The sequence below is a fragment of the Allohoeflea poritis genome, assembly GCF_027889715.1.
In the GTDB taxonomy this organism is placed as follows: domain Bacteria; phylum Pseudomonadota; class Alphaproteobacteria; order Rhizobiales; family Rhizobiaceae; genus Hoeflea_A; species Hoeflea_A poritis.
The window spans coordinates 87,779-109,125 of record NZ_JAPJZH010000015.1; the positions used below are offsets into that span (position 1 = coordinate 87,779).

At 59.6% G+C, this 21,347-nt stretch carries 22 protein-coding genes; 7 read left to right on the plus strand and 15 right to left on the minus strand.

Features of this window, described 5'->3' with window-relative positions; translation table 11 throughout:
- The first annotated feature begins 104 nt into the window (after window positions 1-104).
- Genes OOZ53_RS20595 through OOZ53_RS20605 form a run of 3 tightly spaced genes read left to right on the plus strand, consistent with a single transcriptional unit; the run spans window position 105 to window position 2,465 of the window.
- Complete coding sequence (locus OOZ53_RS20595; protein ID WP_271091612.1) at window positions 105-1,022, plus strand: DMT family transporter; 918 nt, start codon at window positions 105-107, stop codon at window positions 1,020-1,022.
- A complete protein-coding gene (locus OOZ53_RS20600) occupies window positions 1,006-2,001 on the plus strand; it encodes a heparan-alpha-glucosaminide N-acetyltransferase (RefSeq protein ID WP_425499202.1) in 996 nt (331 codons plus the stop codon). Before OOZ53_RS20595 ends, OOZ53_RS20600 begins: the two co-directional genes overlap by 17 nt.
- Entirely contained in the window at window positions 1,998-2,465 is a 468-nt protein-coding gene (locus tag OOZ53_RS20605) for a methyltransferase family protein (protein WP_271091615.1), read from the plus strand. The genes OOZ53_RS20600 and OOZ53_RS20605 overlap by 4 nt, the downstream gene beginning before the upstream one ends.
- A 1-nt stretch (window position 2,466) precedes the next feature.
- Here the strand turns inward: OOZ53_RS20605 and OOZ53_RS20610 are convergent, their stop codons facing one another.
- The 6 genes from OOZ53_RS20610 to OOZ53_RS20635 all read right to left on the minus strand — a co-directional run bounded on the left by OOZ53_RS20610 (window position 2,467) and on the right by OOZ53_RS20635 (window position 10,374).
- On the minus strand, window positions 2,467-2,853 hold the full coding sequence (locus OOZ53_RS20610; protein ID WP_271091616.1) for a MerR family transcriptional regulator: 387 nt from the start codon (window positions 2,851-2,853) through the stop codon (window positions 2,467-2,469).
- Between the two features lie 70 nt (window positions 2,854-2,923).
- A complete protein-coding gene (mgtE, locus tag OOZ53_RS20615; RefSeq protein WP_271091617.1) occupies window positions 2,924-4,339 on the minus strand; it encodes a magnesium transporter in 1,416 nt (471 codons plus the stop codon).
- 99 nt (window positions 4,340-4,438) lie between these two features.
- Entirely contained in the window at window positions 4,439-5,707 is a 1,269-nt protein-coding gene (locus tag OOZ53_RS20620; protein WP_271091618.1) for an alkyl/aryl-sulfatase, read from the minus strand.
- Window positions 5,708-5,728: 21 nt separating this feature from the next.
- On the minus strand, window positions 5,729-7,417 hold the full coding sequence (locus tag OOZ53_RS20625; protein ID WP_271091619.1) for an alkaline phosphatase family protein: 1,689 nt from the start codon (window positions 7,415-7,417) through the stop codon (window positions 5,729-5,731).
- A 63-nt stretch (window positions 7,418-7,480) separates the two neighbouring features.
- Window positions 7,481-8,500, minus strand: coding sequence for a TAXI family TRAP transporter solute-binding subunit (locus OOZ53_RS20630; protein WP_271091620.1), 1,020 nt, complete (start codon window positions 8,498-8,500; stop codon window positions 7,481-7,483).
- Entirely contained in the window at window positions 8,497-10,374 is a 1,878-nt protein-coding gene (locus OOZ53_RS20635; RefSeq protein WP_271091621.1) for a TRAP transporter permease, read from the minus strand. Before OOZ53_RS20635 ends, OOZ53_RS20630 begins: the two co-directional genes overlap by 4 nt.
- Window positions 10,375-10,544: 170 nt before the next feature.
- On the opposite strand from OOZ53_RS20635, the gene OOZ53_RS20640 reads away from it, so the two are divergent.
- Window positions 10,545-11,360: a helix-turn-helix domain-containing protein gene (locus OOZ53_RS20640; protein WP_271091622.1), complete on the plus strand. Its 816-nt coding sequence runs from the start codon at window positions 10,545-10,547 to the stop codon at window positions 11,358-11,360.
- On the opposite strand, the gene OOZ53_RS20645 is transcribed toward OOZ53_RS20640, so the two are convergent.
- From OOZ53_RS20645 to OOZ53_RS20655, 3 genes are read right to left on the minus strand one after another with little or no spacing between them, the layout of a single operon-like run.
- Window positions 11,348-12,373: a threonine ammonia-lyase gene (locus OOZ53_RS20645; protein ID WP_271091623.1), complete on the minus strand. Its 1,026-nt coding sequence runs from the start codon at window positions 12,371-12,373 to the stop codon at window positions 11,348-11,350. The genes OOZ53_RS20640 and OOZ53_RS20645 overlap by 13 nt on opposite strands.
- Before the next feature lie 19 nt (window positions 12,374-12,392).
- Entirely contained in the window at window positions 12,393-12,782 is a 390-nt protein-coding gene (locus OOZ53_RS20650) for a methylglyoxal synthase (protein ID WP_271091624.1), read from the minus strand.
- Between the two features lie 32 nt (window positions 12,783-12,814).
- Entirely contained in the window at window positions 12,815-13,309 is a 495-nt protein-coding gene (locus tag OOZ53_RS20655) for a GNAT family N-acetyltransferase (protein WP_271091625.1), read from the minus strand.
- Between the two features lie 254 nt (window positions 13,310-13,563).
- On the opposite strand from OOZ53_RS20655, the gene OOZ53_RS20660 reads away from it, so the two are divergent.
- From OOZ53_RS20660 to OOZ53_RS20670, 3 genes are all read left to right on the plus strand, one after another.
- Window positions 13,564-14,001, plus strand: coding sequence for an SRPBCC family protein (locus OOZ53_RS20660; protein ID WP_271091626.1), 438 nt, complete (start codon window positions 13,564-13,566; stop codon window positions 13,999-14,001).
- A gap of 91 nt (window positions 14,002-14,092) precedes the next feature.
- On the plus strand, window positions 14,093-14,581 hold the full coding sequence (locus OOZ53_RS20665) for a LysM peptidoglycan-binding domain-containing protein (RefSeq protein WP_271091627.1): 489 nt from the start codon (window positions 14,093-14,095) through the stop codon (window positions 14,579-14,581).
- 103 nt (window positions 14,582-14,684) lie between these two features.
- Window positions 14,685-15,212, plus strand: a complete 528-nt coding sequence (locus OOZ53_RS20670) for a GNAT family N-acetyltransferase (protein ID WP_271091629.1) — start codon at window positions 14,685-14,687, stop codon at window positions 15,210-15,212.
- A gap of 383 nt (window positions 15,213-15,595) precedes the next feature.
- Here OOZ53_RS20670 and sufA read toward each other — a convergent pair whose 3' ends face one another.
- The 6 genes from sufA to sufB all read right to left on the minus strand — a co-directional run bounded on the left by sufA (window position 15,596) and on the right by sufB (window position 21,321).
- Window positions 15,596-15,994 carry a Fe-S cluster assembly scaffold SufA gene (sufA, locus tag OOZ53_RS20675; RefSeq protein WP_271091630.1) on the minus strand — a complete coding sequence of 133 codons (399 nt, stop codon included), beginning with the start codon at window positions 15,992-15,994 and terminating at the stop codon, window positions 15,596-15,598.
- Window positions 15,995-16,071: 77 nt separating this feature from the next.
- On the minus strand, window positions 16,072-16,452 hold the full coding sequence (locus OOZ53_RS20680) for an SUF system Fe-S cluster assembly protein (RefSeq protein WP_271091631.1): 381 nt from the start codon (window positions 16,450-16,452) through the stop codon (window positions 16,072-16,074).
- Window positions 16,453-16,473: 21 nt separating this feature from the next.
- Complete coding sequence (locus tag OOZ53_RS20685; protein ID WP_271091632.1) at window positions 16,474-17,730, minus strand: cysteine desulfurase; 1,257 nt, start codon at window positions 17,728-17,730, stop codon at window positions 16,474-16,476.
- Window positions 17,723-18,994 carry a Fe-S cluster assembly protein SufD gene (gene sufD, locus OOZ53_RS20690; protein ID WP_271091633.1) on the minus strand — a complete coding sequence of 424 codons (1,272 nt, stop codon included), beginning with the start codon at window positions 18,992-18,994 and terminating at the stop codon, window positions 17,723-17,725. The genes OOZ53_RS20685 and sufD overlap by 8 nt, the downstream gene beginning before the upstream one ends.
- 26 nt (window positions 18,995-19,020) lie before the next feature.
- Window positions 19,021-19,776 carry a Fe-S cluster assembly ATPase SufC gene (gene sufC / locus OOZ53_RS20695; protein WP_271091634.1) on the minus strand — a complete coding sequence of 252 codons (756 nt, stop codon included), beginning with the start codon at window positions 19,774-19,776 and terminating at the stop codon, window positions 19,021-19,023.
- A 75-nt stretch (window positions 19,777-19,851) separates the two neighbouring features.
- On the minus strand, window positions 19,852-21,321 hold the full coding sequence (gene sufB, locus OOZ53_RS20700) for a Fe-S cluster assembly protein SufB (RefSeq protein WP_271091635.1): 1,470 nt from the start codon (window positions 21,319-21,321) through the stop codon (window positions 19,852-19,854).
- Window positions 21,322-21,347 lie beyond the last annotated feature (26 nt).

Genomic DNA, 21,347 nt, shown 5'->3' on the forward strand with positions numbered 1-21,347 from the left:
CAGTTTTCGTCGGTCACATTCGGGAAACTTCGCGGTTTGGCCTCATCGCCAGTGACGGCAGCCGGTTCCCTGCCGACACAGCTCGAAGCATCGAAAGGAAATCCTTGGAAAGGATTGAACGCGCAACGATCGCCGATCTGCTGCTGATCGGGCTGACGGCCGTGATCTGGGCTTCGGCGTTTACCGCCATCAAGGTGGCGGTTCCGGAAACCGGGGCATACTGGCTGGCGGCAATCCGCGTTCTGCTGGGCTTCATCGTTCTGCTTCCCTATGCCTTGTGGAAGGGGTTCATCTTTCCGAAAGACAGCAGGACATGGTGGCTTCTGATCGGCATGTCTGTGCTGAACGTGGTTTTTCCTTTCCTGCTCATCTCCTGGGCGGAACTGTCCATTGATGCGGGCGTAACCGCGCTCCTCATGGGCACCGGACCTTTCTTCGCCCTTGTCGGAAGCCACCTCTTTACCGATGACGACAAGCTGACCGCCACAAAGCTCATCGGCGTCGCCTTCGGATTCTGCGGTGTCATGGTCATCGTCGGCTACGACGCGCTCGCGGGTCTCGGACGATCGAATCTTCTGGCGCAGTTCGCCTGCTTTCTCGGCTCCATGTGCTATGTCGTGGCCGGTCTCTTGATCCGCCGCATCGATATCCCGCCGGGCCGCCTTGCCTGCCTGGCGCTTGGGACCTCCAGCATCGCTCTGGTGGCGCTGGCCTTCGCGGTTGACGGCGCCCCCTCGGCAGACCTGTCCCCGACCGCCGCTTTCGCGCTCGTCTATCTCGGTATCCTGCCCACGGGCGTGGCGTATATTTTGCGCTTCCATCTGATCCGAAAAATCGGCTATTCGACCTTCGCGATGGGTCTCAATCTGATCCCGGTATTTGGAGTATTCCTCGGAATCTGGTTGCTTGGCGAGCCGCTTTCGGCACGCATCATTCTTGCGCTCGCCCTTGTGGTGTGCGGACTGTTTATCGCCAGGATCGAGCCGAGGAACCGAACGCCGGAGCATGCAGCCCATGACTGACGCGCTATCGGAAAGGTCCCCAAAACAGCGTCTGGCCCTGATTGACGTGGCCAGGGGTACGGCACTCCTGGCCATGGCGATCTACCATTTCACATGGGACCTCGAGTTCTTCGGTTATGTCTCACCCGGCCTGACCACCGAAGGCGGCTGGAAGCTGTTTGCACGCCTCATCGCGGGCAGCTTCCTGTTTCTGGTCGGCATCAGCCTGGTCCTCGGGCACAGCAACGGCATTCGGTGGCGGTCCTTTGGAAAACGCCTCCTGATGATCGCCGCCGCCGCGCTTGCCATCACCATTGCCACGCGATTTGCCACGCCGGACCGATACATCTTCTTCGGTATTCTGCATTGCATCGCCGCTTCCAGCCTGTTGGGGTTGGCGTTCCTGCGGCTGCCGCCCATCGTGACCGCCATTGCAGGCCTCGCGGCTATGCTTGCGCCCTATTATCTCGCTTCCGGCTTTTTCAGTCAGAACTGGCTTCTGTGGCTCGGCCTCTCCTCAGAACCTGTCCGGTCCAATGACTATGTGCCGATCCTGCCATGGTTCGGACCTGTGCTGTTTGGCATCGCAGCGGCACGAGCCGGCCAGGCCTTCGGACTGTTTGCGTGGATTGCGTCAATCGACCGCAGGCAAATCGCTGTTGAAAAACCGCTGGCCTTTGCCGGCCGCCACAGTCTTGCCGTCTATCTCATCCATCAACCGGTTCTGATCGGTTTGGTCTATCTTGCAAGCATTGCGATTCCGGCTCCTGCTGCGGATCCGGCGGCGAATTTCTCCGCCAGTTGCAACAGCTCTTGCGCGAGCGAGAACCCGGCCGATTTCTGCAATCGCTTCTGCGAGTGCACGCTCGGCGAACTCAGAAATGCGGGTTTGCTGGAAACGTTGCTCACCTCGGAAGCGGATGTAGGACTGACACCGGGTGTAACGGAGATCGTAAACGCGTGTACAGCATCAGTCTTAGAGGGAAACCGGGCGGAATGAGCGCATACCGGGCAAAGCCAAGCAATGTTCCATGGCCACCGATCATAGCTGCCGCAGCGTTGCTGCTTTCAATCCTCGCTGGTCGCGTTTTTGCCCTGCCGCTGCCCGACACGGCCTTCCTCCGCATGATCGGCGTTTTGTTTTTACTGGCGGCCATCGCGGTCGATATCTGGTCGATCACCACCTTGCGGGCTGCCCGGACCACTATCATGCCGACACGCAAATCGACATGCCTCGTCACCGCCGGGCCCTATGGTCTCAGCCGAAATCCGATCTATTGCGGCTATGTCCTGTTCCTGATTGCACTCGGGCTGATCCTGGCGAACGCCTGGTTCGTGGTATTTGCTGCGGCAACGGCCTATGGCATCCAACGCTTTGCGATCGAACGTGAGGAACTGCATCTGCTGGCAGTATTCGGGGCAGAATATGAAGCCTATTGCCGCCGTGTTCGGCGGTGGGTCTGACTCAGGTTCCGACGCGTAATTCGGCCAGCCGCGCCAGGCAGGCCTCATCGACACTGTCCAGCTCGGCCAGCGTTTCCTCGATATCCCTGCGCTTCTGATTGAGCTGCTCGCGCTTTTCGGCAACACGTTGCATCATCAGTTCGAGTTGACCGAGTTCGCCGGGCGGTCCCTTGTAGATTTCGATGATCTCACGGATTTCCGCGATGGTGAAACCGAGACGCCGTCCGCGCAGAATTTCCTTGATCAGGTGACGGTCGGCCGCACGGAACAGGCGGGTGCGCCCGCGCCTGTCCGGTTGAATGAGCCCCTCGTCCTCATAGAAGCGCAACGTCCGCGTCGACACGCCGAATTCGCGGGTCAATTCGGTAATGGTATAGTATTTGCGCACATTGATTCCTGTATTTTTTGACCTTTAGGAATTTTGTCTTTCTTTTACGTAAAAGTCAATTAAGCCGGATCTAGATCAGACCGAACCACCAGCCTGCAAGGCCAAGAAAGGCGAAGAAGCCGACAACGTCGGTTACGGTGGTCACGAACACCGCCGACGCAATGGCCGGATCGACATTGACCTTGTCGAGAAGCAGCGGCAGCAGGATTCCCGCAAGGCCGGCAGCAAGCATGTTTATGATCATTGCCGCGGCAATGATGAAGCCAAGCTGACCGTTGCCGAACCAGGCATAGGCAAGAAGCCCGACGACAAAGGCGAACAGAATGCCGTTGATGAAACCGACGAAGAACTCACGGCGTATGATGCGGGCCGCGTTGTAGATATCGAGGTCGCGTGTCGCCAGCGCGCGGACGGTGACGGTCAGTGTCTGCGTTCCGGCATTTCCGCCCATCGAGGCAACGATCGGCATCAGCACAGCCAGCGCAACCATCTGCTGGATTGTGGCATCGAAAAGACCGATGACCATGGAGGCGAGCACCGCTGTTCCCAGATTGACCATCAGCCATGGAAAACGCGAGCGAACCGTCGCTGCGACATCGTCCGAAAGCTCCTCGTCGCCGACGCCGCCGAGCCGCATGATGTCCTCTTCGGCCTCCTCCTGGATCATGTCGACGACATCGTCGATGGTCAGGACGCCGACCAGCCGGTCGTTCTGGTCGACAACGGCGGCCGACAAAAGGTCATATTGCTCAACCAGTTGCGCCGCCTCTTCCTGGTCCATCTCGGCCGGGATCGGATGGCTCGTCTCGTGCATGATGGCTTCGATCTTCACCTCGCGCTTGCTGCGCAGGATGCGGTCAAGGTCCACGGCGCCGAGCAGGCGGAAGGTCGGATCGATCACGAAAATCTGCGCGAAGGAGTCCGGCAGATTGTCCTCTTCGCGCATATAGTCGATTGTCTGCCCGACACTCCAGAACGGCGGCACGGCGACGAATTCCGTCTGCATGCGCCGCCCGGCGGTATCTTCCGGATAGTCGAGCGAGCGCCGCAGCCTGATCCGCTCGGTGAAGGGCAGCTTCGCCAGGATGTCTTCCTGGTCCTGCTCGTCCAGGTCCTCCAGGATGTAGACGGCGTCGTCGGAATCGAGGTCCTCGAGGCCCTCCGCGACCTTTTCGTTCGGCAGGTCGTCGACGATCTCGCGCCGGATCGCCTCGTCCACCTCGGTCAGAGCGGTATAGTCGAAATCATCGCCAAGAAGGCGCACCAGCGCATGACGCTGCTCGGACTGAAGCGACTCGATCAGGTCGCCGAGTTCCGATTCGTGCAGACTTCCGACATGTTCCTTTAAAAGCAGCGTGTCCCGGTCGGCGATCGCCGCACCGATGCGAGCGACGTAGTCGGCGCGAATAACGCCGTCCTCGTCGTAGATCTCGGTGCGGTCCGGAGTCTGATCTCCGACCGCCGAATGGACGCTGTGCTCGTTCATAAAGGCCGAATCTGAAGCGCTGCATGTCGGTTCGGGCGACCTTAGAGCAAGTCTTGACTGGATTGAACCATTTGACAGGAGCGATTCAGCGCGCCCACATCAAATTTCGGCAGCCGCAACGAGATAATAGTTTCTTGCCGTTGCGTTGATTTCCTCATTCGCCCGGGCGCGCAGGCAGGAGGCCTTGAGCAGCCGATACTGCGTGTTTCCGCTGTCAATGGCGAGCAGCCGGTCCAGCAGCTCCAGCGACCATTGGTGATCACCGTCCCGATGAGCGGTCAGCGCCGAATCGAACAGCGCCGCCTCGCCACCAGCAAGCGTGACCATGCGTTCGGCTTCCCGTCGGGGTGGCAGCCGGTCGAGATTGGTCGGATTGCCGTCAAACCATCCCAGTGTCCCGGCGCAATAGGCGCGAACCGACCATGAGATCTTTCCGTAGAACTCCTGCAGATGCGGCTTGTCGGAAAGCGATGCGGGAAGTCCGATCTTGTCCGCCAGCTCATCGGCCCCCTCGCCCCGGTCCAGACCGGCGACGGTCTCGGCGACGACATGCCGGATGGCATCGCGGTAATCCGTCAGCACGCCGCGCACATTGTCCGCTCCGATTACCGGGCGCGTGTGACCGGGCGCGAGGATTTCGGCATTGAACGCCAGGAGAAGGTCCAGCGAATCCACCCAGGCATCAAAATCCCGATAGGGCGTACCCCGTATGGCATAGAGGTTGGGAAACGATTTGTAGAAATTGTCGCCGCAGATCAGGATCCCGTTGCTTGCATCCCAGACAACCAGATGATCAGGCGTTTCGCCCGGCGCGTGGACAAGTTCCAGCTCTATCCCGCAGATGGTGCGCCGGATCCGTTCCTCGCTGACAAGAGTCGCCGGTGGGACGAAACCGGCGCCAAGCCCTTCGAGCGGCCGGTCGCCCGGACCGCATCCGAGATTGACGCGCTCATCCGGGAACGACAGTCCGATGCCGAATTGGCGCTTTGTCCGGGCGGCAAGCGCCTTGTTGGGCAGCGGCTTGTTTTCATCGACGGCCACAAGGTCGGAGGAGAAGCGATGGCTGGCGATGATCTCCGGCTCGCCCGCACCGGCAAAAACCCGTGCGCCGCTGATATGATCGCGATGGGAATGGGTGTAGATGATCGCCTGGATCGGAAGATCCGTGATGCGGCGAAATTCATGCAGGATGTTCTCTGCCGCCTTCGTCGATTCCGTCGTATCGACGATGATGACGCCCTCGTCGCCGACGATCATGTAGACGTTCGAGGCGGCAAAACCGATGGCCGCATGGACATTCGGCGCGAGCGCAATGACCTCCTTGCGAAATTCGTTTGAGTGATCTTTCAGGCGCTGCAGCGGCGTCATGGGGATGCCTCCAGAATTTCTCTAACCGGCATCCTCATCGACACCGGTGTAACGGCCCTGCGCCCTCCCCCGGTAGACTTCGGTGAGGTCAGGGCTTGCCTCGGTCCCGTCATAGAGGCCGAGCAGCACACCGGAACGGCGCGATCCGCCGCGACTTTCGACAATCGTCTCGTCGGAGATGGTCGTGCGCTGCGAGGCGCGACGGGCCCACCGCGCCAACCGCTCATACATGAGGTCGATGATTTCGGCATATTCCGGATCATCGCCGAGGTCTTTAAGTTCCTGCGGGTCATTGACCAGATCGAACAGCATCGGCCGGAAGCCGCCTTCTGCGTGAATGAACTTCCAGCTCCCGTCGGCGACCATGAACAGACGGGCCTGTTTCGGCGACAGATTGAGCGCGGCTGCCTGGGAGCTCGCGGAATAGTCATATTCGCTGATGACAAAGTCGCGCCAGTCGTCGACGGTTTCGCCGCGCAGCAACGGCATCAGCGAACGGCCCTCGATGATGTGGTCGGGAACCTTGCCGCCCTCCGCTTCGACAAACGTCGCCGCCAGATCGATGCTCTCGACCAGCGCATCGCACACGGTTCCGCGCGTGCCGTCCGCAGATGAAGACGGATCGCACACGATCAGCGGCACCTTGACCGACTGCTCGTGGAAGAGGTCCTTTTCGCCCAGCCAGTGATCGCCGAGATAGTCGCCATGGTCCGACGTGACCACGATCATCGTGTCGTCCATGCGTCCTGATTGCTCGAGATAAGCCAGCAAGCGGCCGATCTGATCATCGCACTGCTTGATCAGGCCCATATAGGCGGGGATGACCTTTTCACGCACCTCGTCGCGGGAAAACGCCTTGCCGATGGCATTGTCCATGTAGGCGGCATAGACCGGATGCGGATTGATCCGCTCCGCTTCGCTTCGGATGACCGGCTGGATCTGGTTGTGCCCGTACATCGCATGATAGGGCTCTGGAACGATATAGGGCCAGTGCGGCTTTATATAGGACAGGTGACACAGCCACGGCCCGCTGTTCTCGCTTGCCATTTTCTCCATGAAATCAATGGCACGGCCGGTCATGTAGGGCGTTTCGGAATCCTCCTCCCGGATATTCGCCGGCTTGTCCGCATGCTGCATGAACCAGCCGGAAGCGACGGCGCCATCGTCCTCGACACCGGAATTGGCGTAGTCATGCCAAGGGTTTTCCGCTTCGTAGCCCTTTGATTTCAGATATTCATTGTAGGGCGAGCGCCGGGAATCGTAAAAGCCTTCCGGTCCCTGCGCCCACAGCCCGTCATCGCGCTCGAAAACATCGAAACCGCATTCCGAGACGCGCGCGCCGATGATCGACTGCGACGATATGCCGAGCCGGTCCATCCCCTTCTGGTCGACCTTCATATGCGTCTTGCCGACAAGCCAGGTTTCCACCCCGATCTCGCGCAGATGGTCGCCGAGCGTCATCTCACCGACCTTGAGCGGAAAATTGTTCCAGGCCGCGCCGTGGCTGTGCACATAGCGGCCCGTATAGAAGGACATGCGCGAGGCCCCGCAGATCGGCGACTGGACATAGGCATTGGAAAACCGCACGCCCATCGCCGCGATACGGTCGATATTCGGCGTCTCCAGAGTCGCATGCCCGGCGCAACTCAGATAATCGTAGCGCAACTGGTCGAACATGATGAAGAGGATGTTTTTGATCGTGCGCTGCATCTTTGTCCTTCGTTGAACGATGTCTGTGACGGGCCGCGCCGCGGCCCGTCCTGTTGGATTGGCTTATTGGGCCTTGGTTCCATCGGGAATTTCAAGACCGATTTCCTCATAGTAGCGCTGCGCGCCGAGATGGAGGCGAACACCGCCTTCCTGCACCGCATAATCAAGCGTCACACGGTCGAGCCAGGGCGCGTCTGCACGCATCTTCTCAGCACCTTCCCAGAATGCCTTGGTGATCTTGTAGACCGTATCGTCGTCGAGATCGGAGCGTGTTACCACACCGACAACCGCGCCGAGCGAGTAGACATCATCGGTGTTGGTCACCCCGTCCCCATAGATCCCGGCCGGGATGACATCGAGGAAACGACCGAGCGCCTTGGTTGGCTTTAGCTGGTCTTCGCTCTGGTTGTCGACCTCTTCCTTGCTCGGTCCGAGGATTGTCAGCTTGTTTGTCGCGGCAAGCTGCTCGACCTGCGGGAACGGTGCGATGCCGCCATTGATGTAGACATCCACCTGTTTGTCCTGGAACGCCTGGAACGCCGATGACCAGGACCCCTTGAAATTCTCGTAATCCTCACCGACCTTGTAGCCGGTCTGGGCTTCGATCCACTGGTTGGCGGCATTCCATGCACCGCCGCCGGGCGGTCCGAGAAACACTTTCTTGCCCTTGATGTCTTCAAGCTTGGTCATACCGTCATCGGCATAGGTCAGCACATGATATGCCCCATAGGGATACCAGAAGACCAGGCGAACATTTTCCGAAAGCTCCGGCGCCTTCTTGATCTTCTGATACATCGCCTTGCCGTTCTTCATCAGGAAGTAGACGGTCGGCGAGGTCATCACCATGTCGAGTTCGCCCTCGGCCATGTCGATAATGTGCTTGGTCGCAGCGCCCGTGGCGTCGACCTGGATCTCGTAATCGTCCTGCTCCTGGTTGACGATGCTGGCCATCGTGGATTGCGTCAGATAGGCCGACGTTCCGGGTGCGATCGTCGCCATCTTGATGACATCGGCGGCCTGCGGTGCGCCTCCCAGCGCCAGGACGGCGGCGCCGGCCAGCGCCCATTTCTTGAATGCGTTCATGCTTTTTCTCCCTGTTTCGCGGTTTTTGAAGATGCATCCCGGGAGGATGCGATTTTGTGCTCGAACAAAAGAAGCAGACCGCCGGCGGCACCGGCCAGGCTCAGGACCGGTTCCGGCACCAGCAATGCCGCCGCACAGACGAGCCGGGCGATGCTCTGCCACGGCGGCAGCGCCAGCCGTTCGAAACGCGCCATGGCGCTGGCAATCAGCCAGGTCGCCAGCAAAAACGCGCCGATCGCCCAGGCAAGTCCCGCCACGGTGAAACCGTCGATCAGCAGGATGTCCGTGTGATAGACGAATATAAACGGAATGATGAAGCCGGCGATCGAGATGCGCAGCGCTTCGAAACCGGTCGCCATCGGCTTGGCGCCGGCCAGCGGCGCGGCTGCGAACGCCGCCAGCGCAACGGGCGGCGTGACCACCGAAAGCACACCGAAATAAACCATGAAGAGATGGGCTGAAATGGTGGTGACGCCAAGCTTTCCGAGCGCCGGCCCCATGACCACGGCGATGATCAGGTAGGCCGGCACCGACGGAACGCCCATGCCCATGATCAGGCAGCCGATCATCACCAGCACGAGGCTGAAGAAGAGGCTCGAACCGGATACGGACAGAATGAGCTGCGCCATCTTGAGGCCGACTCCGGTCATGTTGATGACCCCGATAACGAAGCCAACCGCCGCGACGATTACCAGCAGCGTCGCCGCCGTCCCGCCCGCGGACACCAGCGCCCGCCACCAGGCGGAGGGGTGTCTGAAGCTCGGGAACAGGATCAGCGACAGCACTGTCGCCGCGATCAGCGCGTAGAAACCCGCAAACTGAACCGTCCGCCCCATCGCCAGAAACACGACAAGCAACGCCAGCGGCAGGAAGAACGACATGCTGTTAAGCCAATCCCGCGACGTCATGGTCTCACGCTCCGCCGGCGGAACCGCACCGATGCCGAGCTTGCGCGATTCGATCAGCACGACCACGAACAGGCTGACATAATAGAAGACAGCCGGGATCAGGGCCGCCAGAACGATGTTCACATAGGCAATGCCGGTCACATCCGCCATCATGAAGGCGACGACGCCCATGACGGGCGGCATGATCTGACCGCCGGTCGAAGCCGCCGCTTCGACACCGCCGGCAAATTTCGGCTTGAAGCCTGCCTTCTTGATGATCGGGATGGTGAAGACGCCGGTCGAGACGACATTGGCGACGGCAGCGCCCGACATCGTGCCGAACAATGCCGAGCCGACGATCGACGCATGCGCGGCCCCGCCGGCAAAGCGGCCGGTCGCCGCAAACGCCATCTTGAGCAGCACACCGCCTGCCCCCGAGGTTTGCAGGACCGCTCCGAAAACGATGAATACGAGCACCGTGCGGCCAACCACCTCGACCGGTCGTCCGAAGACCCCGTCGCTGGAATACCAGAGATTTTCGGCGACCCGCGTCCAGTCCTCTCCCGCCCCGTAAAACCGGGATGGAAGAAGCACATAAAGCGCGACCAGCGCGAAGACGATCAGCATCGGCAGGCCGAATATCCGCCAGGTCGCATAGGCCACGACAGCAAAGGCGGCCCAGGCCAGGATAAGCTGCCATTGTTCAGCGTCGAGCAGGAATTCCTCCTGCTCCAGCATGAAGCCGATCCACACCCAACTGATATAGACGAACAGCACGGCCAGCGCCGCGTGGAAACCAAAACGCAACGCGCTGCCTTCCTGCGCATCCCAGCCAAGAATGGCGATCGTCATCGCAATCGCGACGATGCTGCCATAGTAGATGACATTGTCGAATACGCCGAAACCGGCGGTATAAATGGCCCCGCAAGCCAGGACCACCGCCAGCATGTCGGCAACGACACGACTTGTCATGCGCAGGGCGTTCAACCCGTTTCCTCCCGCGGACTATCCCTTTGCCGGAACTTCGTTCCTTTTTTTTGCAGACAGTGCGGTAATCCCCATTCTGCGGCAATTCTTATTCGCTTATCGTGCCACTGTTTGGCACGTTGTGGCATTTGGCACGCCCGGGTGCCATACTCTCCACCGGAGGGGGAGCAATGGACGTCGTTCGAAACCGATCGCTGGACCGCGGCATCACGCTGCTTGATGCACTTGCCCGCAACGGCGCCTGTTCGCTTGGCGAGCTGCACAAAAGTACGGGCATCGCGAAATCGACGATCCGGCGCCTGCTGGCCACCATGATCGACCGTCAGATCGTCCGGCGCAGCCTGTCCGACGGCAAGTACCGCACCAATGTATCGATGCCGTCAGGCCATATCGAAGCGCCGACATTCGAACAAATGCTGATGGTCGACATCGCCATGCCATACCTCATGGAACTGACGAAGTCGGTTGAATGGCCGTCGGACCTGCATCTGCTTGAAGACGACTGGATGCGCATTATCGATTCGACGAGACCGCTCAGTCCGTTTCATCTTTATCGCGGACAGATCGACCGCAAAATCAACCAGTTCGGCGCGGCGGGAGGCATCGCCTGCCTGTCGGCGATGAGAGACAGGAAAATCGCGTATCGGATCGAACGCCTCGGAAATCACCGCATATGGGGCCTGGCTCGTTTCAGTATGCTGCCAGAACAATTCTGGCAGGAAATAGAAACAGCGCGCGGCAGGGGATACGGCGCACGACTGCACGATTATCTCGGCGACACCATCATCGACGACAGCCTGTCGGCGATCGCGGTTCCCATCATATGGCGTGACCGGCCCGTCGGCGCGGCAACGATGCTGTGGCCACGCACTTATCTTTCAGCCGAGGAATTCGCCGAATCTTTCCTCAAGCCATTGAACGAGACGGCGGCTGCGATCATGAAGGAGCTCGATGCCCATGATCGCAAGTCCGTTCAAGGTTCTTGAGTTTGGCCGGTTAGAGCGCCCTCGAGGTCATCAGCCCTGTCGAGATATGTGGAAAAGGCGGCACGATCGACATTTCCGCCCGACAAAACGACGACAATCGTCTTGCCGGCAAAGCGCTCGCGCTGCTGTACCAGGGCCGCGAAGGCGGCCGCGCCGCCCGGTTCCACGACGAGTTTCAGGCGGTCGAACAGCGCCGCAACGGCATTCATCACCGCGTGGTCCGAAACCGCGAAACCACCGGACACAAGCCGTTTCATGATTTCGAACGTAATGCTGCCGGGCTGCGGCGTCACGATGGCGTCGCAGATCGAGGCCGCGCCCGGCTCAATCGCGATACGCGATCCGGCGGCAAGTGAACGGACCACGTCGTCATAACCGGCCGGTTCCGCGCACCAGATACGGGTCATGGGAAGCTTTGACTTGAGCGCGGTCGCTACACCGGAAAGCAGCCCGCCACCGCCGACCGGACACAGGACCTCGTCAACGCCGATATTGGCATAGTCTGCCTGCCGCGCGATCTCCAGACCGACGGTCCCCTGCCCTGAAATAATATCGATGTCGTCGAACGGCGGAACGATGATTGAACCGTTCCTGCCTGCGATCTCCTCCGCGATGGCCTGCCGGTCTTCGCTGTGGCGCTCATAAAGCACGATATCCGCACCGTAGCCCCGTGTGTTGTCGATCTTGATGCGTGGAGCATCGCTCGGCATGACGATCGTCGCATGCATGCCGAGCTGTTGCGCGGCAGCCGCAACACCTTGCGCATGATTTCCGGAGGAATAGGCGACGACACCGCATTTGCGTTTGTCCGGGGCAATTCGCGAGAGTTTGGTATAGGCGCCCCGAAATTTGAAGGAGCCGGTGCGTTGCAGGCATTCGGGCTTGAAAAACAGGCGCATGCCCAAGGCTTCGTTGAGCTGCGCCGACTCCAGCAATGGTGTCCGCACGGCAAGGCCGGTGAGCCGTTCCGCCGCATCCTCGATAAGATCAATCGTTACGTTTTCGGTGTTCATATGGGAATTCGGCAAGGGCTCAACGCTCCGCATCGCTGGCGAGATAATCAAGCACGGCATCGGCCGTCGACGGGCTGCAGGCCATCGGAAGGTCGTAGACAATGGCAAGGCGCGTCAGCGCCTTGACGTCGACATCATGCGGCATGGGCGACATCGGATCGACGAAAAACACAAGCCCGTCGAGCGCCTCCTCGGCGATCATGGCGCCAATCTGCTGATCGCCCCCGAGTGGACCGCTCTTGAGCCTCGTTACGGAGATTTCAGGATATGCCTCGGCGATTCGCCCGCCCGTCGTGCCCGTTGCGACGACGGACATGTGCCTCAGGCGACTCAAATGTTTGCCGGCCCAGGCAACCATCTCGTCCTTGCAGGCGTCATGCGCGACCAGCGCGATTTTCTTGGCGCTCATGCTTTGGCGGCCTTCCTGTATTCACCGTGAAACTAAGCTTCGACACTGCCGCCGAAGTCCTTACGCATCGTGACCTTCTCGATATCCTGCTGCAGGCTGGAAGAATATCTGACCGAAAAGGACGTCACCCTGTAGCCTGAATGCTCGTAAAATGCGATGGCCGACGTGTTGCGCGCATGCGTTTCGAGTTCGGTGAACGCGTAGCCCGCGGCCGCCACGGCATCCTCCAGCGCATTCAGCAAGACAGTTCCGACACCCTTGCGATGGTGCAGCGGATCGATCCAGAGATCCGAGATAAGCTGGTCCAGATTTTCACGCGCGCCCCACCCGAGAATGCTTCCGCGGGACTGCGCCACCACGATCCGGTCCCAGTAGTTGGCGGTGAAATCCCGGTATGCGGCGTGCGCATTGTCCCTGATCCTAGCCGCATCTTCGCCCCACGATGTGATCGCCGCTTCCCAGGACCGGATACCGATCAACGCAAGCTGGCGGGCATCCTGCGCATGGGCATCGCGTATCTCGATCATGCCGCCTCCTTGCGGGCCAAAAAGCCTGGTCCCCTGCCCGTCCCGTTTCGTCCGGCGCCGCTTATATGCTTGTTTCCGGTAGCCAATTAAGCAAAACGTGCTATTGAAACTGGCATATCATGATGGGCGATTGCAATATCCACCCATTGTCCCGATACACACCGATCCATTGGCGATGATGCGGCACCCGTGCGCGTTTGGAGGCAATTGTGGCCCCACCCAGCGATAGGCCGGAACCAGGCGTGAAAGTTTTCATGAACGCTGCCCCCGTGGCCGTGTTTTCCGTCCTCGCCGACATGGAGAACCGCGCGGCAGTCCTGAAGAGCGTGAAGCGTGTTGTTCGCGTTGGTCCACTCCCCATCGAAACGGGCACACGGATAAGGGAAAAACGCACCGCAGGCTCCTTGTTCAAAGGACCGTTCAGGATCGTCGACTACCGGCCGCCGAACCGGATCTCATTTGCATACCGCTGGCTGGGAATACCGCTTCGGGTGGATGTGGCCTTGCGGGACGAGCGTGGCGGCACGCTGGTCACGGTCAGCTCGCCGTCGGGTACGGTCGGACCGTTTGGGCCATTGGTCCAAATGATTGCAACACGCCTGATCGCGCAATGGGAACGGGACCTGTCGGACGTCAGGCGCCACGTCGAGCCGCGCGCGAATCCGGCCTGGCGAGCGGGTCTCGGCGCATAACGAAACGCTAGGCGGCGAGCCATCAAAATGTCGCGCTCGCATGCAACCATCCGGTTAGTGGCGGATTCCCCGCCCCACGGAGATGGCGACAATGAACATCGAAATTCAGCAGCCCCGGCCTTTCGACCTCGTCGGTCAGGAAATTCTCATTGCAGGAAACGCGGTCGGCTTTGAATCGCACCTCACCGTCACGGTCAGCGAAGGCCATGACGAGGTCGTCGGATCGGCAACGGCCGGCTCCACCTCCATTCGTCAGTTCCAGGCAAGCATCTTCATTCCGGACAATGTCGGCTTCACCCTCAACCGCCTCTTTGTCACGGTTGCGGATGACAGCGCCGGCGGCGAAGGCGGCATTCCCACTGTCACCGTGCCGGTTCTTTACGGGCCGATGATCCTCCCGAGATATACCGGCTACTTCCAGCATGAAGTGGTCCCCGGCGATTCGCTCTCAGCAATCGCCCAGCACTATTATGAGGGCAGCTCGGACTGGCAGCCCATCATGCAGGCGAACCAGCATATCATCGCTAATCCCGACCTCATCTTTCCCGGTCAGGTTCTGCGCATCCCGCGCAACGTCTGAGGCCGGGGCGCGGACCAGTCCGTTTCGACCGCAAATTCGTGCTATAGCGCTCACAGACGAGATGGTGCGCAATGGCGGATTGCGCGGAAAACGCAGGCGGAACATGACCGACGCAATTGAGATACGCGACAGCATGCCAGACGACCTTCGCGCGATTGAAACGCTCTATCCGGACGCCTTTCCGGATGAGGACCTGCTGCCTCTCGTCAAAAGCCTGCTTGCGGAAACGCAAAGCATTCTCTCGCTTGTCGCAATTGCAGACGGTGCTTTTGCGGGACATGTCGTATTCACCACCTGTGGCGTCTCCGGAGCATCCGGCAAGGTCGCGCTCCTTGGTCCACTGGCTGTCGCTTCCAGCCGGCAACGGCAAGGCATTGGGAGCGCGCTCATTCGAGAAGGGCTGAGGCGGTCCGCAGACGCAGGAATGCATCGGGTCCTCGTCCTAGGTGACCCCGCCTATTATGGACGTTTCGGCTTTGCGCCCGATGAATATGTCGCGCCGCCCTATGCGTTGCCGGACGAATGGCGCGGCGCCTGGCAATCCGTTGACCTGCCAGGCAATACGCAGTCGCCTCGCGGGAAACTGGAAGTTCCGCCACCCTGGCGCCATCGCGCCCTGTGGACACCGTAATTCGCGGCTCCTCGCAAAGCCGCACGGCGTTCCACACGTCGCAATGAACGTTCACTCCGCAACATTGCCCCTTTGTAATGCGGCAGACAGGCAATGGTCATATTCAGTTACCAGATAAGGTCTACCGAAAGGGGGTGAATGTGATGGAACATAAAACCGCACGCTATTCCCATTCTTCGACCGTGGGTTTTGACAACATCAACAACCACATTCCGCCGAGGCGGACGAAGAACAGCTGGTTGCACCGCGCTTACACCAGGCTGGTAGGCGCCGTTTCAGGTTCCAGGTAAATCCTGGCCGGCGAACCGGCTGAAAAGCAAAGACCCCGCCGACATTGTCGCGGGGTCTTTCAATTCAGGTGATTGCCGGTTTCTCGGGCGGCCTTAACTGTCGGTACGCACCACCGCGTCGCCCTTGTCTGCAAGCGCCTGCAGGTCGGCGGGCTTCAATTCGACCGATTCACCACAGCCGCAGGCCGACGTCTGGTTCGGATTGTTGAAAACGAAACCGGAGCGCAGCTTGGTCGTCTCGAAATCCATCTCCGTTCCAAGCAGGAACAGCACCGCTTCCGGCGCGACATAGACCCGGGCGCCATCCTTTTCGACCATGTCGTCCTTGTCGTTGTGCTCCGTGGCCAGGTCGACCGTGTATTCCATGCCGGCGCAACCACCCTTCTTGATGCCGATGCGCAGACCTTCGGCCGAGCCTTCGGAGCCGGAAACCAGGTTCCTGACCCTTTCGGCGGCCTTGTCTGTCATTGTCATGACTTCAAATCGGCCCATTATTCGTCTCCAAACCTTTGGCGTTCCGTTTCAAGGACACTTCACCAAGAGGATAGTGTCAGGCGGCAAACAATCAATCAGTACCAGCCGACAGCGATCTGCGCTTCCTCGGACATGCGGTCCGGCGTCCATGGCGGATCGAAGGTCATATTGACGTCCACGCCGGATACACCCTCCACCGTGCTCACCGCATTTTGAACCCATCCCGGCATTTCACCGGCCACCGGACAGCCCGGCGCCGTCAGGGTCATATCGATCTTGACCGTGCGGTCATCCTCGATGTCGATGCGGTAGATCAGACCAAGCTCATAGATGTCGGCCGGGATTTCCGGATCGTAGACGGTCTTGATCGCCGCGATGATATCATCGGTCAAACGGGCCAGTTCATCCCGCGGAATGGCCGACGCGGTAAAGGTACCGCTGTTGCTGTTTTCGCTCATCTGTACATCGTCACTCATCGATCCGGTCCCGGTCCTGAATCAGGCGAAAAAGTCGCGCGCCTTGAGCAGCGCATCGTAAAGCGCGTCCACCTCGTCGCGCGTATTATACATGCCGAAAGACGCACGGCACGTCGAAGTTACGCCGAACCGCCTGAGCAGCGGCTGCGCGCAATGGGTTCCCGCACGCACGGCAATCCCGGCACGGTCGATGACCATCGAAATGTCATGGGCATGGATACCCTCCATCTCGAAGGAAACGATCGCGCCTTTATCTGGAGCTTCACCAAAAATGCGCAGAGAATTGATCTTGCTCAGTTTTTCGTGCGCGTATTGTTGAAGTTCAGCTTCATGCGCCGCGATTCGCTCTCGACCGATACCATCCATATAGTCAAGCGCGACACCCAGTCCAATAGCCTGCACGATCGGCGGTGTTCCGGCCTCGAACCGGTGTGGCGGATCATTGTAGGTGATCACGTCCTCGCTGACGTCGAAGATCATTTCGCCGCCGCCCTGGAACGGGCGCATCTTTTCCAGCATCTGCTTCTTGCCGTAAAGCACGCCGATTCCAGACGGGCCGTAGACCTTGTGGCCGGTAAGGACATACCAGTCGCAATCGATGTCGCGCACGTCGACCGGCATGTGCACGGCTGCCTGGCTGCCGTCGACGAGCACCGGAATGCCACGCTCGTGAGCAATGCGGCAGATCTCCTTGACCGGCACCACGGTGCCCAGGACATTCGACATATGCGTGATGGCGACGAGCTTCGTGCGCTCGCTCAGTTGCGCCTCGAAATCGTCGAGATGGAACTGGCCCTTGTCGTCGACAGGCACCCATTTGATGACGGCGCCCTGCCGCTCGCGGATGAAATGCCAGGGAACGATATTGGAATGGTGTTCCATGATGGTAAGAACGATCTCGTCGCCCTCACCGATTTCCGGCATGCCATAGCCATAGGCGACCGTGTTGATCGCCTCTGTCGTGGATTTGGTGAAAACGATCTCTTCCACCGACTCGGCATTGAGGAAGCCGCGGACCTTCTCGCGTGCCGCTTCATAGGCGTCCGTCGCCGCATTCGAAAGAAAATGCAGGCCACGGTGCACATTGGCATATTCATGCGAATAGGTGTCCGACACCGCATCGATGACCGCCTTCGGTTTTTGTGCCGAGGCTCCGTTGTCGAGATAGACCAGCGGCTTGCCGTAAACCTCCCGCGACAGGATCGGAAAATCCCGCCGGATTGCCTCGACATCATACGCACCGGTCTTGCCGATGACGGCCTGCTGGAGTTCAGCCATGATGGTCCAGCCATTCCTCGAAACGCGCTTCGAGCGCCTCGATCAGCGCCTCGTCCTCCAGTTCCTCGACAATCTCGGCAATGAACGCGTTGACGAGCATGGCGCGGGCTTTCTTGTCGCCGATACCGCGGCTCTTCAGATAAAAGAGATGGTTCTCGTCGATATCGGCGACGGTTGCGCCGTGCGCGCACTGGACATCGTCTGCAAAGATCTCCAGTTCCGGCTTCGATGAGAATTCACCGTCATCCGACAACAGAAGCGTGTTGCAGGCCATTTGCGCATCGGTCTTCTGCGCGATCTGCGCCACACGGATCTGTCCCTGGAAAACGCCGCGTGCCCGGTCGAAGACCACGTTACGGAACGTTTCGGTGGAAACGCAATTGGGCACAAGGTGATCGAGCGTCATCGTCACATCGGTATGGCTTTGGCCGCCGAGCAGATTGACGCCCCGCAGGATGAGTTCAGATCCTTCGCCGCGCGCCCGGATATGGATTTCCTGGCGCACCAGTTCCCCGCCGGAATTGGCGACGAAGAGCGTCAGCGTCGCGCCGGCTCCGAGCTCAATATTGATCTGCCCGAAATGCGTATCCTGAAGACCACGCTCCTGCGCGATGACCCAGACGATCTCGGCATTGTCGCCAACCTTCAGATCGGTGATGGAGGAGACAAGCGCGCTGTCGTCAGAAACCGAAACATGCCGCTCGACAAAGGTTCCCTTGGCGCCGGCGCCGATAGTTACGGGAAAACGGGCATGTCCCTGTCCGCCGCCCTGAACCATCTGGATTTCCAGGGGCTTTTCAAGCGAGACGCCGTCCGCGATGTCCAATGCAAATCCATCCCGCGTAAGGGCGCCGTTGAGCCGCCCGATAACATCGTCGGCCCCGTGCACAGCCATCCGCGATCGGGCACTTCCATCACTTAAAGCATCCCGGTACTGGCTGATCTGGATTCCGTCGGCTGCCACCGCGTCGTCAGCCTGTCCGGCCGCCACGGCCAGGACATTCGAGCCTGCAACCAGCGGCTCCACTGGCCCGGCAGTATCGCCGGTATCCTGCGGAACCGTTTTCAGCAGGCTGCGCAGATCCGTATAGTGCCACGCCTCAATCCGGCGTGTTGGCAGTCCGTCACGCTTGATATCCTCGATATAGCCATCGCGGATTTCCGTGATCGTCTGATCGCCGGGCAGGCTGCCGAGCCTGTTCACGAAACTGTCGACAAGCCCCTGTTCGGCGGCGGTGATCGGTCGTTTGCTTTGCATGTTCATCACAAAACCTGTTCCATCAGCCGCAATCAGGCCGCGTCCTTGATGATGTTGGAATAGCCGTTGTTTTCCAACTCCAGCGCCAGCGCCTTGTCGCCCGACTTGATGACCTGTCCCTTGTAAAGGACATGGACCGTATCCGGTACGATGTGCTCCAGAAGGCGCTGATAGTGGGTGATGACCACGATTGCCCTGTCCGGCGAACGCAGCGCATTCACGCCATCGGAAACAATCTTCAACGCGTCGATGTCGAGCCCGGAATCGGTCTCGTCGAGAACGCACAGATTCGGCTGCAGCAGTGACATCTGCAGGATTTCGGCGCGTTTCTTTTCCCCGCCCGAAAAACCGACATTCAAAGGCCGCTTCAGCATGTCCATATCGATGTTCAATGCTCCGGCCGCCTCGCGCACCTGGCGGATGAAATCGGGGGTCGTCAGCTCTTCCTCGCCATGGGCCTTGCGCTGTTCGTTCATCGCGACCTTGAGGAACTGCATCGTCGCTACACCCGGTATTTCCACGGGATACTGAAACGCGAGGAAAATGCCGGCGGCGGCGCGCTCGGCGGTGTCCATCTCGAGGATGCTCTCGCCATTATAGAGGATATCGCCTTCGGTGACCTCATAGTCTTCACGACCGGCCAGAATGTAGGAAAGCGTCGATTTGCCGGAGCCGTTCGGCCCCATGATCGCGGCGACCTCGCCTTTCCCTACGGTCAGGTTAAGACCGCGGATAATCTCCGTTCCATCTTCGGCGATGCGTGCGTGCAGGTTTCTGATTTCAAGCATTCTCTTGTCCAAACTTGTAGTGGTCGGCACCGTGGCCGTTTCTGTCTCGGTGGCGGTCGGCGAACGGATGATCGATCAGCCGACGCTGCCTTCAAGGCTGATGCCGATGAGCTTCTGCGCTTCGACCGCGAATTCCATCGGCAGTTCCTGGATCACTTCCTTGACGAAGCCGTTCACGATCAACGCGATGGCTTCTTCTTCCGGGATGCCGCGCTGCATGCAGTAGAACAGCTGATCCTCGGAAATCTTGGATGTGGTCGCCTCATGCTCGAACTGGGCTGTGGCGTTCTTGGCCTCGATATACGGCACCGTGTGCGCGCCGCAATTGTTGCCTATTAGGAGCGAATCGCATTGCGTGAAATTGCGGGCATTGGTGGCGCGGCGATGCGCCGAGACCTGGCCGCGATAGGTATTGTTGGAACGGCCTGCCGAAATGCCCTTCGAAATGATGCGGCTGGACGTGTTCTTGCCCAGATGCATCATCTTGGTGCCGCTGTCGATCTGCTGCCGCCCGTTGGAAACGGCGATCGAATAGAACTCGCCGCGCGAGTTGTCGCCGCGCAGGATGCAGGACGGATATTTCCAGGTGATCGCCGAGCCGGTTTCGACCTGGGTCCAGGAGATCTTGGAGTTGGCGCCACGGCAATCGCCGCGCTTGGTGACAAAATTATAGATGCCGCCCTTGCCCTCGCTGTCTCCGGGATACCAGTTCTGTACCGTCGAATATTTGATCTCGGCATCGTCAAGAGCGACGAGCTCCACGACGGCTGCGTGCAACTGGTTCTCATCGCGCTGCGGCGCGGTGCAGCCTTCCAGATAGGAAACGTAAGCGCCGTCTTCGCAGATGATCAGCGTACGCTCGAACTGACCCGTGTTCTTCTCGTTGATGCGGAAATAGGTGGACAGCTCCATCGGGCAGCGAACGCCCTTTGGAACGAACACGAATGAACCGTCAGTGAAAACCGCGGAGTTCAGCGTCGCATAATAGTTGTCGGTGACCGGTACGACCGAGCCCAGATATTTGCGAACCAGCTCCGGATGCTCGCGAATGGCCTCGGAGATCGACATGAAGATCACGCCAGCCTTGGCCAGTTCCTCCTTGAAGGTGGTGACGACAGATATTGAATCGAAGACCGCATCCACGGCGACTTTCGATTCCTGAACCCCGGCCAGTATCTCCTGCTCGCGCAGCGGGATACCGAGTTTCTCGTAGGTCGCCAGCAGCTCCGGGTCGACCTCGTCGATGGTCTTCGGGCCGGTCTGGTTCTTCGGCGCCGCGTAATAGTAGATATCGTTGAAGTCGATCTGCGGATACTCGACCCGGGCCCAGGATGGCTCTTCCATCGTCAGCCAGCGGCGATAGGCGTCAAGACGCCATTCGAGCATCCATTCCGGTTCATCCTTTTTGGCGGAAATGAAACGGATGATGTCTTCGTTCAGCCCCTTGGGGGCCTTGTCCATTTCAATGAGGGTTTCGAAACCGTATTTATACTGGTCCACATCGATCTGGCGGACCTGATCGATCGTCTCCTGCACAGCAGGCATTGGCGCTCTCCAATCTCGCCGGGGTC

Coding starts and splice junctions, on each gene's coding strand:
- OOZ53_RS20650 (WP_271091624.1), bottom strand. CDS start 12,782: ATGAGCGCCAAGAAAATCGCGCTGGTCGCGCATGACGCCTGCAAGGAC.
- OOZ53_RS20600 (WP_425499202.1), top strand. CDS start 1,006: ATGCAGCCCATGACTGACGCGCTATCGGAAAGGTCCCCAAAACAGCGT.
- OOZ53_RS20660 (WP_271091626.1), top strand. CDS start 13,564: ATGAACGCTGCCCCCGTGGCCGTGTTTTCCGTCCTCGCCGACATGGAG.
- sufA (WP_271091630.1), bottom strand. CDS start 15,994: ATGGGCCGATTTGAAGTCATGACAATGACAGACAAGGCCGCCGAAAGG.
- sufC (WP_271091634.1), bottom strand. CDS start 19,776: ATGCTTGAAATCAGAAACCTGCACGCACGCATCGCCGAAGATGGAACG.
- OOZ53_RS20605 (WP_271091615.1), top strand. CDS start 1,998: ATGAGCGCATACCGGGCAAAGCCAAGCAATGTTCCATGGCCACCGATC.
- OOZ53_RS20625 (WP_271091619.1), bottom strand. CDS start 7,417: ATGCAGCGCACGATCAAAAACATCCTCTTCATCATGTTCGACCAGTTG.
- OOZ53_RS20640 (WP_271091622.1), top strand. CDS start 10,545: ATGGACGTCGTTCGAAACCGATCGCTGGACCGCGGCATCACGCTGCTT.
- OOZ53_RS20685 (WP_271091632.1), bottom strand. CDS start 17,730: ATGGCTGAACTCCAGCAGGCCGTCATCGGCAAGACCGGTGCGTATGAT.
- OOZ53_RS20680 (WP_271091631.1), bottom strand. CDS start 16,452: ATGAGTGACGATGTACAGATGAGCGAAAACAGCAACAGCGGTACCTTT.
- sufD (WP_271091633.1), bottom strand. CDS start 18,994: ATGAACATGCAAAGCAAACGACCGATCACCGCCGCCGAACAGGGGCTT.
- OOZ53_RS20655 (WP_271091625.1), bottom strand. CDS start 13,309: ATGATCGAGATACGCGATGCCCATGCGCAGGATGCCCGCCAGCTTGCG.
- OOZ53_RS20620 (WP_271091618.1), bottom strand. CDS start 5,707: ATGACGCCGCTGCAGCGCCTGAAAGATCACTCAAACGAATTTCGCAAG.
- mgtE (WP_271091617.1), bottom strand. CDS start 4,339: ATGAACGAGCACAGCGTCCATTCGGCGGTCGGAGATCAGACTCCGGAC.
- sufB (WP_271091635.1), bottom strand. CDS start 21,321: ATGCCTGCTGTGCAGGAGACGATCGATCAGGTCCGCCAGATCGATGTG.
- OOZ53_RS20645 (WP_271091623.1), bottom strand. CDS start 12,373: ATGAACACCGAAAACGTAACGATTGATCTTATCGAGGATGCGGCGGAA.
- OOZ53_RS20670 (WP_271091629.1), top strand. CDS start 14,685: ATGACCGACGCAATTGAGATACGCGACAGCATGCCAGACGACCTTCGC.
- OOZ53_RS20630 (WP_271091620.1), bottom strand. CDS start 8,500: ATGAACGCATTCAAGAAATGGGCGCTGGCCGGCGCCGCCGTCCTGGCG.
- OOZ53_RS20665 (WP_271091627.1), top strand. CDS start 14,093: ATGAACATCGAAATTCAGCAGCCCCGGCCTTTCGACCTCGTCGGTCAG.